This is a genomic window from Vibrio sp. TBV020 (assembly GCF_046056895.1).
Lineage (GTDB): Bacteria > Pseudomonadota > Gammaproteobacteria > Enterobacterales > Vibrionaceae > Vibrio.
The window spans coordinates 23,553-39,242 of sequence record NZ_JBEEAQ010000002.1 but is presented as its reverse complement, the minus strand read 5'-3'; the positions used below and the strand labels follow the sequence as shown (position 1 = coordinate 39,242).

17 protein-coding genes are annotated in these 15,690 nt (G+C 44.8%); 13 read left to right on the top strand and 4 right to left on the bottom strand.

The genetic code is table 11. From position 1 onward, the window contains the following. Nucleotides 1-146 precede the first annotated feature (146 nt). The 12 genes from mobH to AAFX28_RS07415 all read left to right on the top strand — a co-directional run bounded on the left by mobH (nt 147) and on the right by AAFX28_RS07415 (nt 11,138). The gene (mobH, locus tag AAFX28_RS07470; protein WP_408686887.1) at nt 147-2,105 is read left to right on the top strand and encodes a MobH family relaxase; all 1,959 of its coding nucleotides are present in this window, start codon (nt 147-149) and stop codon (nt 2,103-2,105) included. Next, nucleotides 2,102-2,632: an STY4526/YPO1902 family pathogenicity island replication protein gene (locus tag AAFX28_RS07465; RefSeq protein ID WP_408686886.1), complete on the top strand. Its 531-nt coding sequence runs from the start codon at nt 2,102-2,104 to the stop codon at nt 2,630-2,632. The genes mobH and AAFX28_RS07465 overlap by 4 nt, the downstream gene beginning before the upstream one ends. Further along, nucleotides 2,632-3,294 carry a PFL_4669 family integrating conjugative element protein gene (locus AAFX28_RS07460; protein ID WP_408686885.1) on the top strand — a complete coding sequence of 221 codons (663 nt, stop codon included), beginning with the start codon at nt 2,632-2,634 and terminating at the stop codon, nt 3,292-3,294. The genes AAFX28_RS07465 and AAFX28_RS07460 overlap by 1 nt, the downstream gene beginning before the upstream one ends. Further along, nucleotides 3,287-4,429, top strand: coding sequence for a hypothetical protein (locus AAFX28_RS07455; RefSeq protein WP_408686884.1), 1,143 nt, complete (start codon nt 3,287-3,289; stop codon nt 4,427-4,429). The genes AAFX28_RS07460 and AAFX28_RS07455 overlap by 8 nt, the downstream gene beginning before the upstream one ends. A gap of 829 nt (nt 4,430-5,258) precedes the next feature. After that, complete coding sequence (locus AAFX28_RS07450) at nt 5,259-5,651, top strand: hypothetical protein (protein WP_408686883.1); 393 nt, start codon at nt 5,259-5,261, stop codon at nt 5,649-5,651. Beyond that, a complete protein-coding gene (locus tag AAFX28_RS07445; protein ID WP_408686882.1) occupies nt 5,651-6,673 on the top strand; it encodes a DNA adenine methylase in 1,023 nt (340 codons plus the stop codon). The genes AAFX28_RS07450 and AAFX28_RS07445 overlap by 1 nt, the downstream gene beginning before the upstream one ends. Nucleotides 6,674-6,688: 15 nt before the next feature. After that, the gene (locus AAFX28_RS07440; protein ID WP_408686881.1) at nt 6,689-7,192 is read left to right on the top strand and encodes a hypothetical protein; all 504 of its coding nucleotides are present in this window, start codon (nt 6,689-6,691) and stop codon (nt 7,190-7,192) included. A 14-nt stretch (nt 7,193-7,206) separates the two neighbouring features. Then, nucleotides 7,207-7,452, top strand: coding sequence for an HU family DNA-binding protein (locus tag AAFX28_RS07435; RefSeq protein WP_408686880.1), 246 nt, complete (start codon nt 7,207-7,209; stop codon nt 7,450-7,452). Between the two features lie 309 nt (nt 7,453-7,761). Further along, the gene (gene yejK / locus AAFX28_RS07430) at nt 7,762-8,775 is read left to right on the top strand and encodes a nucleoid-associated protein YejK (RefSeq protein WP_408686879.1); all 1,014 of its coding nucleotides are present in this window, start codon (nt 7,762-7,764) and stop codon (nt 8,773-8,775) included. Between the two features lie 63 nt (nt 8,776-8,838). Then, entirely contained in the window at nt 8,839-9,108 is a 270-nt protein-coding gene (locus AAFX28_RS07425) for a hypothetical protein (RefSeq protein WP_408686878.1), read from the top strand. A gap of 320 nt (nt 9,109-9,428) precedes the next feature. Further along, nucleotides 9,429-10,769: a hypothetical protein gene (locus tag AAFX28_RS07420; protein WP_408686877.1), complete on the top strand. Its 1,341-nt coding sequence runs from the start codon at nt 9,429-9,431 to the stop codon at nt 10,767-10,769. After that, entirely contained in the window at nt 10,770-11,138 is a 369-nt protein-coding gene (locus AAFX28_RS07415; protein ID WP_408686876.1) for a hypothetical protein, read from the top strand. A 64-nt stretch (nt 11,139-11,202) separates the two neighbouring features. Here the strand turns inward: AAFX28_RS07415 and AAFX28_RS07410 are convergent, their stop codons facing one another. The 4 genes from AAFX28_RS07410 to AAFX28_RS07395 all read right to left on the bottom strand — a co-directional run bounded on the left by AAFX28_RS07410 (nt 11,203) and on the right by AAFX28_RS07395 (nt 13,605). Continuing rightward, complete coding sequence (locus AAFX28_RS07410; RefSeq protein ID WP_408686875.1) at nt 11,203-11,406, bottom strand: hypothetical protein; 204 nt, start codon at nt 11,404-11,406, stop codon at nt 11,203-11,205. A gap of 76 nt (nt 11,407-11,482) precedes the next feature. After that, nucleotides 11,483-11,878 carry a DUF3465 domain-containing protein gene (locus AAFX28_RS07405; protein WP_408686874.1) on the bottom strand — a complete coding sequence of 132 codons (396 nt, stop codon included), beginning with the start codon at nt 11,876-11,878 and terminating at the stop codon, nt 11,483-11,485. A gap of 43 nt (nt 11,879-11,921) precedes the next feature. Beyond that, nucleotides 11,922-12,413 (bottom strand): RDD family protein, encoded by a 492-nt coding sequence (locus AAFX28_RS07400; protein ID WP_408686873.1) that lies wholly within the window; start codon nt 12,411-12,413, stop codon nt 11,922-11,924. 151 nt (nt 12,414-12,564) lie between these two features. After that, on the bottom strand, nt 12,565-13,605 hold the full coding sequence (locus AAFX28_RS07395; protein ID WP_408686872.1) for a hypothetical protein: 1,041 nt from the start codon (nt 13,603-13,605) through the stop codon (nt 12,565-12,567). 239 nt (nt 13,606-13,844) lie between these two features. Between AAFX28_RS07395 and AAFX28_RS07390 the strand changes: the two genes are divergently transcribed. After that, nucleotides 13,845-14,480 (top strand): recombinase family protein, encoded by a 636-nt coding sequence (locus AAFX28_RS07390; protein WP_408686871.1) that lies wholly within the window; start codon nt 13,845-13,847, stop codon nt 14,478-14,480. Nucleotides 14,481-15,690 lie beyond the last annotated feature (1,210 nt).

The window sequence follows — 15,690 nt, the reverse complement described above, 5'->3', positions numbered from 1 at the left end:
ATACGTGATGAACGCTTTCAGTTCATCACGATTGCAGTGCATTTTGTTACTGACCTCTCTTTGAGATTTTTCTGCTTGATAGGATTTCTTTAAATAAATTACTGTATATATATACAGGTTTTTTTTGTGTAATAAATGGATGATGTATGTTCAAAAAACTCAAACACTTTATTGAGTGGCTCAATACCAATGAACAGCCGAACAATGTGGTGACCTCCTCTGACTCTGACGCAGCCACTGCGCCGGAGGGTTTTGTGTTTCCGCGAAACCGCCACGACATTGAGCACGATGAGATTATCCAGGACAAACTTCGTGTGCTTAAGCGCTCTGGGTTGGCACTGCCTTACGAGGTATGGCCTGAGTTTGTCGTGGATACGGTCGTGAACTTTGCTTTGTGGTGTCAGGACTTACCGGCCTCTGAGCATTACCACCACACTGGTAAACAAGGTCTGTTGCTTCACTCGTTAGACGTCGCCATTTACGCCATGCGTCTGCGTCGAAACTACATTCTTCCGCCTAATACCGCCCCCGAAGAGGTGATACACCGAGAAATCGTCTGGGTGTATGGGGTCTTTCTGTGCGCACTCTTGCACGATGCCGGCAAAGTCCTTGATATGGAAGTGGAGCTGTACCAGAAAGGCAAAGAGCCAAGACGCTGGACACCGGCCCTGGGGCCGATTATCCAGCCGTACCGATGCCGTTACTATAAAGATCGTCAATATACGACGCATAAGCACAATGGACTATTGCTACTGAATCAGTTACTCAGTGCAGATCCTATGGCGGCCATCACTCACGATAGACCTCTGTATCATGCGATGACGGAGTATCTTTCTGGTCATGATAATCCTGACAATGTGATTGGGCAGATCATCACCCAAGCGGATGCGGCCAGTGTGGCGCAGGATTTAGGCGCGGATAAAGCCGGTATTGATTTAGCTGCGGAGAAAGCGCGTGGCGCAGCCGTCTCCCTGGCGGGACAGCTTCGCCTCTCTTTGGTCCATTTATTGGAGTCTGGGCAAATCCCACTCAATAAAAAAGGCGCCGAAGGCTTTGTTGAGGGAGAGTCTCTTTACCTGGTGTGCAAACCCATTGCCGAACGATTACGCAGTGCGTTGATTGAACGTGGGATCACCTCGGCGCCTTCTGACAATTCTCGTCTGTTTAATGAACTGCAGCAGCACCAATTGATCCGCCCTAACCATGACGATATGGCGGTGTGGAAGTGTGAGGTGCACTTAAGTGAGTTTGATTGGACTCAAACCTTTACCTTTGTCTGTGTCCACTGGCCATCGTTATTACCTGATGCAGAGCTGGATACCATTGTCGGCAGTGTGACACCAGAGCAACCTGATAAAACCTCAGGTGAGGCCAATGACGCTCTGCCACAGGCCATGAATGTTTCTGACAATAATTTGGCTCAAGAGATTAAAGCGGTGGACGAGCCAGCATCGATGAGCGAGAGCACATCAAGTTTGCCACAGGCTCAAGAGGTCACAGACGATTTGATGCAGTTTTTTACTCAAGTGAGCCCTGCTGCAGGTAACCAAGAAGAGGTGGAGCCGGTGACGCCCTCAACCTCGCAAGATGTCACTTCGGATATGGATACCATCGGACAGAATGACGTCACACCGAGTGAACCCACACCGGAAGAAAGCGTTGAAACGCCTAACCAGGGTGATGACGACCTTGACGATAAGCATATTTTATTGCGTAAGGTGGATTTGCGGGAGATGGATGAAGAGGCCTTGGGGGATGCATTTTACCAATGGCTCAATGCGGTGCTTTTAGGTGGGGTGCACCCGGTGAACCGAAAGGGCGCGTTGTTTCATCGTCTTGAGCAAGGATTGTTTGTGGTCTCACCGGGCGCCTTTCGTTTGTTTGTCGATGAGCGATGTCAGTATGCGCAGACCAACAGTTACATCATGGTGCAGAAAGCGGTGCAGAGCCTAGGAGTACACCTGCCTACGGCGCAGGGACGTAACGTGCATAAGGGGTTGATTCAAGACTCGGAGGCCACGTTGAATGGCTTTCTGTTTAGTGCTTTGCCAGAGTGGCAAGAGCGCTACGCTATGAATCCGCATGTCAGTTTGGAGGAGGCATGATGATGCAGAATCAAAGTTCACTCGCCAATGAAATTTGCAAAGTGGTAGTACTAAAACTTGCTGATATTGCATGCTCTGATTTAGATCGCCATTTTTTGAAAGCCGCTGGGGTTTCTGAGCAGCAAATTCACCAACTAAAACAATTGTCTTATCAAGAGTTAAAACAATTTATTGACCAATGCCAAGCTAGAGTCGATATCGATGAGTGGGTTGAGACGTTACTTAAAGAAGAGGTGCCAGAGCCCTATAGGGACTATTTACTCCACGGAGCCAACAATACCATGATGCGTAAGTGGTTCAAGATCAACGCAAATCAATGCAGCGAATGGCGTGATGTATTGACCATCGATCCTGTATTTCGATGTCGGACCGTCTCACACACTCAACATTCAGAAGTGTGTAAAGCTTTAAACGCCGAAGGCGACTTTCGTCAAATTCGCCCGGACACCTTATTAAATATAGCGAAAACGCACCAAGTCAGTTTGTGTGCCCTTTGGAATGAACTCAAAAAGTGGGAAATCGAGTGATGGACAAAAAAGCAAACAAAAAACAAAGCGGAATAGGCAGCTTAACTGCGGATGCGCAGCTGGAAATCCACAGCGTAGAAACCGTTCAGTTGTGGTCTCCTTCGAAAAAGAAGGGGGTCCCAAGTGTCCCCCGTTGGCTGCAGGCGGTCAGTACCTTAGAGCACGCCGCTCGTAAAGATGATCCGTATGCCGATTTTGCGTTGCTGGAGATTGAGCGTGCATTGAATGACGCGTTTGCGCATCTCCATCACATTATGGACTCGATGCCCTCTTTGATCTCTTCACGTTTGCGCTTTTCTCAGGCGCAGAGCAGTCAACCTTTGGTGAAAGAGTTGCGCATAGGTAGCCGATTTGGCTGGCGTTTGGTCGCTCTGTTGGAAGTGTTTGACGTGTTGATGGTCAGATTGTTTGATGCGCAGTTTAAAGCTCAGCTCACCCGTCAACAATTTGAGCAGCACCGACGTAGCAGTAAACAGGTGATGCGTCATGCGCTTCAACTCGGTGAGAAGCTGCGTCACTCGGGCATTACGCGCCAAGATATGGCCACCAATAATGCGAAAGCCATCGAAGCGCAGAAAAAGCTGGGTGAGCTGCCACTGGAAGTGGTGGAAGGGCTTGAGCGAGCGGAATTTGCGCCAGCGATTAAGAGTGTTCATGGCTAAGAGGACGGTATTTCAAGGGACGCCAGAGCCTCTGACAGCAACACCGAACTCTTTGTCATCAGCGATTGAACAAGGAGCCCCTTATTGTCCTGATAGTGAATATCAAGTGATGGTAGGAGAGGTGCCAGCTCAAGCAGAAAAACAAGCGTTGCAACGTTTAGCTCAGGCATACGACGATGAGGCGTATGCTCGGATGAATAAACACCAGAAAAAACGCGCTCAACTTCTGTCCGAACTGGAAAAAGCCAAGCAAGTGCCGATGGGGAAGGCAATCAAGCCGCTCTCTGAGTATGAAGCGGCGTTGATCGCCTTTCATTTCCGCCCTGAAATCGTGTTTGAGCGTTGGAAGAAGACGGGCGTGGCGCCTAAATTGCCTGCCGGACTCGCGGATGTGTTCCGTGCGGTCTTAAAGCATGGCGCTAGGGCTAATGGTGGGCTCTACTATCAGATGGAGCGGGTAGGGAGCTCGGTGCTCTATCGTAAAGACTCGGCGCAAACGCTCGATCATCTTGTCCTCTATATCCTTGCCAATACCTCTTTAAGCACCCGTTCGTTCTCTCTACGGGGGACACAATCTCAAATTGGCGAGGTGATTGGTAAAAGCCAATCGACCATCTCACGTTGGCTCTCATTGCTTATCCAGTGCGGTGTGCTTCGTCATGCGTTTATTGGTGACAACGTGACGACTGACCCACGTGGCGGTCTGGTGCACGACAAAAGCGATGGCCAAAAGCGTAACCTTAATAACGTTTACGTGTTGACGGACGACTTCGGCCTGTTGATGGGCGGAAAAACCGCGGGTGACAAGCTGAACCTTGAATTTGAGCGAGCGGACCAACGGGCTATAGCAGAAGGGGCGGGGAGTTTGCCAGCTCGCTTGATCGTACTGCGCAATACATTATGGGAAGGCACGATTGAGCGCCGCAATCAGGCAATAAGTGTCGCTAGTACTAGGCAGAAAGTGAAGCAGACCACCGATCGCTCAAGAGCGATGAACGTCATTATGAAAAAACTGCGTGACCGGGGCGATGTACACACGCTGAGCAAGCCTGAGTTTGAACAGGTGGTCAATACTCACCTTATCCATTGTGGTTTCTCTCCCCACGATTTTCCCCCCTCTGCCTCTGCGGTTTAATACTTTTATCATGTTTACGTCTTAGCTTCATTGAAGCGGCTTCTTCACATTTCTACCTCTATTCAATTTGATTATCATCACACTTTGATACGGCCTCTTTCTCCAAAATGGCCTCAGTTCGCCATGCTTTGAGCTTAGTAGTGGATAACATGATCGTTTGGGGATCGTTTTTCCTGTTTCGATCGTTATTCACACAATATGAATACTAACGATTAAGATAAATCGATACTACGCTGATAAAAAATGGATGCCCCATTCGTATACTTAAAATCTAAACATAAAGATCTATTACTAACTTTAAAAATTTGTGGATAGGGGGATAAGTTAAAAAAGAGCAAAATAGTACCTCCCATTCTTATCGTGCTGAGCTTTGCGATACGGTTAAGAATGTCAATATAACGATAAGAACGGGCCCCTAATCCCACCTTAGGCAGCAAAGCTTTCAGCTATGAGGATGAAGTCAGTGCATTGGCCTATGTCTTACTCGCTTCGCTCGCGCATTCTAGCAAGGCGAAAGGGCAAGATTGATGCCACCTTGCCTGATTGCGGCTTATTTTACTGAGGGTGTGACCGTCCACTTTTTTTCGCTGCGCTCATTCTGTATGTCGTCGCACGCTCCTCCATCACCTAATGGTCATTCCTAGTGACTTCCATCAGACGTTGAGGCGCATGAAAAACGAAAATAGGGTGGGGCGCACTATTTCATAAAATACCTTCTATAACGATGCTGGTTTCGTATTAAGTGATTGTTATTAAACAATAAATACGATTATTTTTTGGTCGATTTATGGTAAAATTAAGCCATATTCAATAGAGACTGGAGAGCAATATGGCAAAGAAAAATAAAGGTCAACATCGCGCCCAGAAGGTGAAAAAACGCCAACAAAAAAACAGAAAGCTGACTTCTCACCAAGGAAAACGGTCATCCCAATTGGCTTGGACGTCTGATGAAGCGCGTGACTCTGGGTTGGCTATTTTAAGCAAGTTAGAGGCGGTGAATTCAATAAGCTGTTTTAATATTGAACGTCCTGAGATTGGGCAATGCTACCGTAGCGCTCATGCGGTTGAGGCCTCGTTCACGGTCTTAGATTGCTCTGAGCGAGATATCCTTTCGGGAGATTTTTGGGTGACGGGCGTTGATGAGGATAATAAACATCGTGTTTTATCCGCGAGAGACTGGGAATGTGAGCGTATTATGTTGGTAAGTCTTGGGTCGTTGTAATGCATACCCCATTACTGCGTTACCATGGCGGGAAATACCGCCTTTCTTCCTGGCTCTACGGTTTCTTTCCTGAGCATCGTGTCTACGTTGAGCCGTTTGGTGGGGCCGCGTCGGTGTTGCTGCGCAAACCGCGCTCGCATGGGGAGGTCTACAACGATCTCGATCAAGATATCTTTAATTTGTTCCAGGTACTTCGAGATAACGATCGTGCACAGCGATTGATTGAACTGTGCCAGCTGACGCCCTACATCCGAAATGAGTTTCAACTGGCGTATGAGGTGTGTGAGGAGCCTGTGGAGCGAGCTCGCCGTACGATTGTACGCAGTGCCATGGGATTTGGCAGTGGCGCTGCTACGGGTCATAAGACGGGATTTCGCTCGGATGCGAGTCGTCAATATGCTAATGAAGCGGCGTGTTGGCGCCGATATCCGCCCGTACTGCGTTATGTGCATGCTCGTCTGCAGGGTGTGAACATTGAAAATCGCTGTGCCTTGTTATGTATGAGCAAAAATGACAGCGCTCAAACGTTACACTACGTTGATCCGCCTTATCTTCCCAATACGCGCAAACTCAATGCCTCTGGCCGTGTCTATCGTCATGAAATGAGCTCGGGTGAGCATGAGACCTTACTTGCACACTTACACACTCTTGAAGGAGCTGTGGTGCTCAGTGGCTATGACAGCGCTTTGTATAATGATGTATTGACTGGATGGCACAAAGAGAGTCGCCAAGCCCGTGCGTCTGCTGGGAGAGGAACGGGATTGCGTACAGAGTGTGTCTGGATTAACCCTGTGTGTCAGGACGCATTGCGTGATGGTGCCATTGGCAAACATCACACGTCACACTCGGCGCATCTGACTCACCAGATCCGTTCCGATCGTTCGGAAAAGGCGATTGAAGCGGCCATCGAAACGTTAAAGCAAACAGGAAAACCGGTTTCTAAGGCCGCGGTGGCCAGAATAGTGGGATTACGTCGAGAGCATATTTCTCGTCGTTATGGGCACTGCTTTTCGTCAATTTAATAAGGAGAAATAGTGATGAAGAAAAGACGAGTACAGCCTGTTTCGGGACAATTTGTTCTTTCTGCTCCCGATGGTCGGTGGGAAGAGAATGAAAAAGGGGAGTTGGCGTTTAAACACACTCACACCGTCTACTTTGAATCGTCGGTCGGTGTGGGTAAGGCAAAATATTGGGCCGACGATATCGAAAAAGCGCAAGTCTTTACAAATATGGATGAGGCAGTGGCTATGCTTTTGGAAGTCAACAGAGCTCACTCTCCAGTGAGCATTCAATCCTTGCAGGAAGTGCCTGATATCAAAGTGATCCCTCATCCAAAATTAAAACGGGATTATACCGGTCGAACCATCAGAACGGTACGAACACTTAAAAATGGGTGGGGAGAGATCCCAAGTGGATCGATAGGGGTGATCAGGCATCAATCTCCGAAAGGCTCGTCTATCGAGTTTGATTTATGTTCATGTTGCACTGTAAAGCCGACCATTTCAGGTGTGACAATGGATGATATTGAGTTCTTACAATAAAGAGAGGTAGAGCTGTGAGTAAAATAGATAAAGCTGAGTTAGTTAGACGAGTTGCACGAGAGCAAGGCGTACAACCAGAATTAGTGGCGTCATTGATGGATTCAACGTTTAATGAAATAGAGAAAGCGCTGCTTGATCAGCATTATGTCGATCTTCCTGAGTTTGGTCGCTTCTTTTTGCAAGTGGGGCAACCTCGAAAAATCCTAAAAAAAGAAAGAAAGAGAAATAACGCTGCCTGGGAAAGTCAAGTTTGTTTTTAAAGCTGCTTTACCAATGAGAAAAGCGCTGACAAGGCGCCTTAAGTTTAAAGGCGAATCTGTAGTAATGACGTAGCTGAAGAAATAGACCAGCCAAAAAAAAAGCAGACACATGTAGGAGAACTTGTGTCTGCAGAAAAGCAATTTAAATAAATTATCGCATTGTCACATGGCGTAACCCCTTTATAATACAATCAATTGTCTAATTATCAATAACATACGTTGATTTTAAGGTTTACCTTATAGTGTTTTTGTTTGCTTTCTTACAAAATGGGGAGCGAAAAGAAAGTCTTTATTAAAACGAGGGAAAAGATGTCGATTGAACTGTCTCACATTGCACTCCACCAATTGATGAAAAATGACATCGGGGAGCTGCAGCTTCAGGTGCGCTCTGCTCCACTGGAGAACGATGCCAATTCTTTGCAATTAACGGAATTACTCCATCGTCAATTTGTTGCTAAGGCCGGTAAAGGTTACGGCTTTTTTCAACCCGACAGTGCGGTTAATCAGGCATTGATAAGCTACCGTGACCACTCCCTCTCTTTTTATGAATTCTCATGCCAGTGTGCGGATAAGCTTCACCAGGAGCTCGTTAAATACCCGTTTGCGGATGAAGGGGTGTTAGTGATGGCTATCTATCGTTATCTGGCCACGGACCATCTCTTTATTGGTCTCTTACCGGTGCACCAGAGCTTGAAGGTAACGGATTCACTCGATATCAATGCGACTGACTATTTGGATGTGCAGCACATTACCATCGCGGCAAGCATTAACTTAACGGACAAAGAAACCGATCCTGAAAACCACCGTTACTTAGCGTACATCAAAGGCCGGGTTGGACGTGGCGTCTCTGACTTTTTCTTAGACTTTCTTGAGGCCGAAGTGGGGCTGGATGTCAAAGCTCAGAACCAGGTGCTGATGCAAGCGGTGGAGGATTTTTGTGCCGACCACCAACTGGATAAACAAGAACGTCATCAATACCGACAGCAGGTGTTTGATCACTGCAGTGCACAGATCAAGTCTGGTGAGGAAGTCGCGGTTAAAGAGTTGTCTGGTGAGTTACCCCCTAGTCTCGATGGTCAGGACTTTGCCACTTATACTCAAGAGCAAGGTTATGAGTTGGAAGAGCGTTTTCCGGTAGAGCGAAGCTCACTCAAACATCTGACTAAGTTTGTGGGAAGCGGTGGCGGTGTCTCGATGACCTTTGATGCCATGTTATTAGGTGAGCGTATCTTTTACGATCCAGAAACCGATACGCTTACCTTGAAAGGCACTCCGGCAAACTTACGCGATCAACTTACACGACGTGGTATCGAGACAAAATAAAGTAGATTTATCGAGAATACTCTAACATAATGACGAAATGTCATTGTTATTATGGTGTTTTGTGTGAAATTAGAGCATATCAAAGAAGGGGAGTTTAAACGTCTGGCTCAGCTTGGAAGTTTTGAGGCGGTATTGGCTCAAGAATCATCGGAGACAGAGAACAAGTTCCATCTTATCGGAGTGAACTTTACTCAGCAAGTGCAATATGTAGTACGTGCAGGTCGTACTGATACGCTTAGAGCCTGGCGAATGGATCATTTAACCCTCCTGGTGAAGTCTTTGGGAGTCACGAGAATGGAAGTGCGGTTTTCGGAAAAGGCTGATATACATTAATACTCGTATTATTTTATTGTTGATCGTGAGTGACAGTAAATGAACCCTTGCATTCATATTTATTGTCATGCAAAGGATTGCCATGAAAACCGATGTTGTGCGCGCTTCATCGGTTTTTTTGTGCCTATTTTTAGATGTCATTCATCAATATTAGGGGGAGCGAGCGAGTTTTTGCCCCAGCTTTTTCTCTGATATGCTGTTTCCCACGATATCTCTGCACGTTAATACTGATGCTCCACAACTCTTTTCAACGCTCCAAACCTTATCGATGTCCTATCGGTAACCCTAATCCGGAAACGTGCCCATGCTCTAGTTGCTCGATGGCTAGGGAGCAAGCAAAGAGTCGTGCTGCGTTAAACAGAGCGATCGTAAAGAACTTTGCTCTAACGGGCTCTTTGATGCCAGCTAAACAGGTGGCTTCTGAGCCAGAACAAATACCAGAAACCCCAAAAGAAAAGATGGAAAGGCAGCGCAGAGAGCGTACTCAGCAGTCCGAAAAGTCCTGGGCGTATATTCAAGACAATCAGTCTCGATATGCCGCACAAAGAGCAGAAACGTTAGCACAACGAAAGGTAATGTTTGAGTTAGGCTGGATGCAATCCCCAATCACTCAATCGCAAGATGAGCTGTGGACAAGCCTTTTTACATCAGGAACAAGTGAGAAACAAAAGCAAACCATCAAGCGTTGTAATTTGCATTTGAACGAGCCGGTTCGAGAGGGAGAAATTGTCCTTATTCCGACGACAGAGCCTGAGACTCAAGAAGAGCGAGATTTACTTAATGCATGGATTGAGCAAGCAGAGATTGCCAGTAAAGAGTTAGGGAAACTTCTGGATGAGGAGGTGGCGACACTTAATCGTCACTTCGACGTGTTTTCTCACCAGTTAGAAGAACGCATTAAGTCGGATGGTTTACCTGGTGATTATTATGCTCAGGTGGCGGTGGGCGTGGGTGCGACATCGGCATTGGTCGAACAAAATCTTAAAAATATTCAGAATGTCTTGTTAGAGATTAATGACTTGTATGCTTCACAAGTAGCGATGGCCAGTCGCACTGGAGGGGTTAATTATGGAGCATTCATTGCAGACCGCGCGGCATTGTTTAAAAAACTTGATGGTTCTTTTCCGATGTTATCTAAGCGCAGTGTCCAGCTGCCAATCTATACGCAAATCAAACGCAATTTAAACCTTTCCACCAAGTCTATCGTCCACAATGCCGATGAAATTCTCAAGGCAGGTTTTGTTAAAGAGCTTGGGAAGCGCATAGGTAATATTGCTCTTGGTATTTCTGCCGCGAGAGGGGTGGGTTATGTTGGTTTACTTGTGGGGGCTGTCAGTGGTGTCGATAACATTTATGAAGCGTGCAAGGTTGATGGCACGGGCGAGTGTGGTAGGGCAACGACCCGTGAAGTGGTTGGGTTTATTGGCGGTTGGCAAGGTGGTATTGCCGGTGGAGCGGTAGGAACAAGTTTTGCGATTGCTGCTGTTTCAGGTCTTACCTTAGTGGTGGGCATAACGGCAAGTGCTCCTGTTCTTGCAGTCGCAGCTATTGGGGGAGCTATTGTAGGTGGGGGTGTTGGTGGGATGGCTGGTACTTTTGTTGGTAAGTGGGGAGCGGATGTTATTTATGAAAAGGTTGAAGATGTTTGGGGTCGTGAGTAAATGTTAGATTGGTTGGTAGCTGCTTTTGGTGTTATTGCAATTGTTTGGTGTTTTCCGGCGATAATTATATTGCCAGTAATTTCATTGGGGAGCTTTAAGTATATTATCTTTATAGATAAGCAGTTAGCGGAAGATCTTAGTAAATACTATGGCGATAATGGCTATATGCGCCCTAAGTATCAATTATCTTGGAATATTGGTAACCGATTTAATTATTATTGCATCGCATATCCATTTATTCGTAAGAGAGCTACAGCTGACTCTCTAAAATTTAAAACTTTTATGTGGTGGAATGCGCTAGGGATGTGGAGTTGGATAATCGTTTTTTTTCTGGCTTTTCTTGAGAAGGGGTTAGGGATTTCATTTTGATAAAAATAGCCCCATCAACTAGGTGTAGTGGATGAGGCTATCGCTGTTCTTTGGTTCAGTTAGTCTATAAGAACAAAATGACTTGGGTTAATCTAAATAGTCCAAAAACAACCAACACGGGAGCAGCTATCTTGAATAGCTTTTTATTGCGCTCTAACCGGTTGGCCGAATCATCTTGAGACTTTTCTAGCTTAAGCTTTCCAGTTGCTATTAAGTAACAACAAATACCACCTATTATAGAAATAACACCATCTACTAGTTCAAACATTCGGGCTCTTTAGTTTTTATAATTTATGCATAGCCAACGTCGAAGTGGACGTTGGTAGTAAACGCTTAGTTAATTTTTACTCGTATCTCTTATCGTTGTGCTTTAACCAACCGTGGGGATGTCGATTTTGAGGGTCATGGTGCGTCCAGTGCATGACACCGCCTTTTTTATTCCATTCATATTCACCGTAAAACTGTACTTGATCACCGATTTTTAAATTTGGAATTCTAGGAGCCAAATCAATATTGTGGGCAACAAGTAAAGTTTGTTTACTATTCAGTCTAAGTATGAATTTTTGATGTCGGCTTCCCTTATTATCGTCTGGTAATAAGCGAATGACAGTACCTGAGCCTTGAACTTGAAGGTTGCTTTGATGATTCTCATACGCTTGCTTCAATTTGTGATCGTTAGCTTGGACGCCAATCGAGATCAACCACAAGGCTGCTATAAATGCAGCGAAAAACTTTTTCATATATTCAATTTATCCTGTTAACTTACCTTAAACGTCTCTGATGTTAATTTTTTGTTGAGAAGTTAACTTCTAGAGGTGCGTTGCTCCCTTTTCTACAGATAACGACTGTATTAGCGAGTTTGTCATGCCAGCCTTGTTTACGCTTATCCCAAGCAACCCAAAATATACCAAGCCCAAGAGGAATTACGGCTAGGAAATACCCAAGGTATCTTACAATGTACTGTTGAAGGGTAGGCTTATTGCCAGTTTTTGCATCTACAATTTTCGCGGATATAACCATTTTACCTGGAGTGGCTTGACGATAAAGCCAGAATCCGATAATTGCCACCAATGGAAAAATCCAACTTAAAACTAGGTCAGTGAAGCCTTGCACTAATGCATCACTGTCAAAATATGTCCAACCATAAACGGCTACTAAAATTGGGTATGTAAGGATACAAATTATCACAGTATCGATTAGGCTAGCACCAGCTCGAGGCCAGAAGCCTGAGTATTCGTACAAATCACTCATTTTAGCGGGAGTATTATCTTTCATGTTATTTATCTAATTTATGTAATCAACGTAACTATATGATACATAGTGTAATTTTTTCTCAAGGTAATATTCAGTATGTTGCAATGCACTTAAAATAATATAATAAGCGAAATGAATATCCTTACTTTCCCGCTCATTATTATTTTACAGCTTATTTGGCGTTTTCAACCAATAAGGTTGTGTATTTATTAGTCAGGTCCTCGAACTTCGTACTCAATGTGGCTAACTCAGTCTGGGCATTGTTACGTTGTTGTTTGTGATCGAGCAACTCTGTTTCTACTTTACTTAGAGCGTCAGTCGCCGTTTGGGCTGACTGCTCTGCAGAAGAGAGTTTAATACTCAGCTCTCGATTATCGGTGTCTCTTTGTAAGATTTGTTGCTTGATTTGTTCTTTATCTTCAAGCTCTGAGCGAAGCTGACCAATCGTCTCTGATTTGGATGAGGACTCGATATGAGAGGCTTTTAGTTCAGTCTCAAGCTTTTCAATATCAGAACGCAATTGTCTCTGGGCTGAGTCGTGGGCTGTTTTCAATTCATCAAGGTGGTGACTGTGAGACTGAGATAGCTCAGTGATACGTTGAGTATGTTCACTCTTTAGTTCCGTGACTTGCTCAAGGTGTTCGTCTTTTTGGGCGGTTAGGGCTGTGTTGTGCTCTTTTTCTTGTATATCGAGGCGTGTTTCAAGTTCTTGAATTTGCTGCTCAAAGCTCTCTTTCATTTCTACCTTGTCACTTTCAAGGCGTGATACCGTGGCTTGCAATGTCGAGAGCTCTTGTTCTTTGGTGGCAATGTCACGTTGCATCTGAATGTTCTTATCATTGGCCGTCAATAGCTTCTCTTCTAGCTCTTTAACTTGCTTATTGAGCAACAGTGCATTGTCGAGGGCGTCAGTCAGCTCTTGACGGTTGGTTTCCATTTCGTCGTCACGTAATGCGTTGAGAGATTGCATTCGCATATGAATTTCTTGATGGAGTGCTTTGACGAGAGGCTCAGACATTGAGGTTTTCTTAAGTTCGTCTGCCTCGATCTTATATTGGCTCTCTCGCCACTCTTTAACGAATGGGGTCACACTAGTATGTGAGAACTCTGTATCTTTAGCGACCAATCGGCCTGTGATTTTTTTGAGTTCAACTCCGCTCGCATAGAGAGTTTCACAAACACTCACCACTTGCTTCTTTATATCTTGTGACATTGGCTTACCTTAAATACTTTACGTTTTACACTATATGTAAATAGTAAATGTAAATCTGTAAAATGGAAAGTGACAAGTTCACATATTGAGGTAAAAATCAGCGGTGTTAGTGTGGTTTCATATAGAAAGAAGGGTATACCTATAGATCACCCCCTAAAATTGACATGAAAACCACATTTGTCATAACCTATTTGTCATGTAGTATTAGATCATAATCTAAATGTCACTTCGAGGGAATTATGTACATCTTTGGTTACTTAAGAGCATCAACATCTGATCAGAATGCAAAACGAGCACAAAATACCTTGCAGGAGTTTGTACAGCAAAAAGGCTTTAGAATAGCGGGTTGGTATATTGAGAATGAATCGGGTGCATCACTGCAAAGACCTGAATTACTCCGATTACTTGATGATGCCGCAACTGGTGATGCCATTATCATTGAGCAGATCGATCGTCTATCTCGTCTCGATGAAGAAAGTTGGCTCAAATTAAAAGAAATGTTGAACAAGAAAGAACTCAAGGTTATCAGTCTAGATTTACCGACCAGTCATATTGCATTTTCTCCCCAAATCACTGATGAATTTACCGGATCGATGATCAAAGCGATAAATAGCATGATGATGGATATGCTCGCCGCGATTGCAAGAAAAGATTACCAAGATCGTCGTCGTCGCCAGGCAGAGGGAATAAAGAAAGCCAAAGAAGAGGGCAAATATAAAGGACGACAGGCCGACTCAGAACTGCATGAAAAAATTTATCAGTTACGGGTTATAAATGGGTTAAGTATCAATGATACAGCCAAGCTTACCAATGTGTCTGGCCGGACAGTCATTCGTGTCGCTAAGAAGTTGGCAAGCGAGCGCTCTGTGGGTTAAGGGCTGAAGGAGGAAACCTGACAGGTCAGGTTAGTGATGTGAAAATAGGCGCTCAAAAGTGAATAAGTATTAGCACTATCTAGCAAAGTTTCTATCTATTGCCTAAACAAACTCTGAGTAGAGAGTTTCTGGTGAGTCAGTCGTTACAGGGACGTCATTGATTTTCTTTGGTGCTTGAGAAGTAAGGGGGCGCTATTTCTCGCAGGACTTGGTTGATAATGGGTGGGAGAGGACGCTCCAGTGGTGAATGTTCAGGCTGCTCTCGCCAATTGTTTTGATAGGAGCCAGCGACCTCTTGATAACATAATGGGCAACAATGGTGCTTAGCTGAGAAATGGGCTTTGGGTGTTTGCTTAAAGGCATGATGGTGTTTTCGGCAAATGATAGTCACTGGTGTGCGGCTATTCACGTATTGTACACGAGAGTAATCATAGCGCTCAGCCCATTTAAGGCGTGCTTTTTTGATGAATGTTTCATTTGTGTCTTTTGGGATAGGCATAACAACAACTCAGAGCGGTGAATTTAAGCCACGAAGGACAGTATTATTGTAGGTGATATTGATAATGAAGCATACAAAGTGCATGTGATAGTGGTCTTAATTATTAAGGATAGACAAAGTTAGGTGTTTTCTCTCTTTGTCTACTTTGTATCAAGACTAGTGACTTTAATGTTTTAGGGGGGGACTTATTGCCTATGGAAAACTAGGTAGCTAAGCGGAATGAGTGATGCCTGAGTTAGTACTAAAACCAGAACTAAATATCACATTGCTGACGGTCCTGTCTTGATTGAATATCTTGGGAGCCTAAGCTTCAGCTTATTCGCAGTTAATGTGAACCAAGAATAGGCGATGTAATCAAGTCCGCGGGACTATGTTCTTAATCTGCTACTGCTAGGGAGGTAGATTCTTAAAGAAAACAAGAATTGAGTATCTCAATCATTTACCAGATTGGGTGAATAATTTAGGAGTAGAAACTAGACTAATAACGCACTGTCTGATCAAGGGTAATAGAGTGACAACTTAAGCAAAACCAGTAAAAGTTTTGCCCTTTAGAATAATAGCGTGTCAGTCTTATCGAACGTTTTGTACAACAGAACGCCTGTCGAGGCATACTTTGATAAGGTGGTCTTATTGGATGAAACCGGTTCGCTACCAACATTTTTATTGTATCTGTACACATCATAATGCCCTTACCTGTTTATATGAATTTCT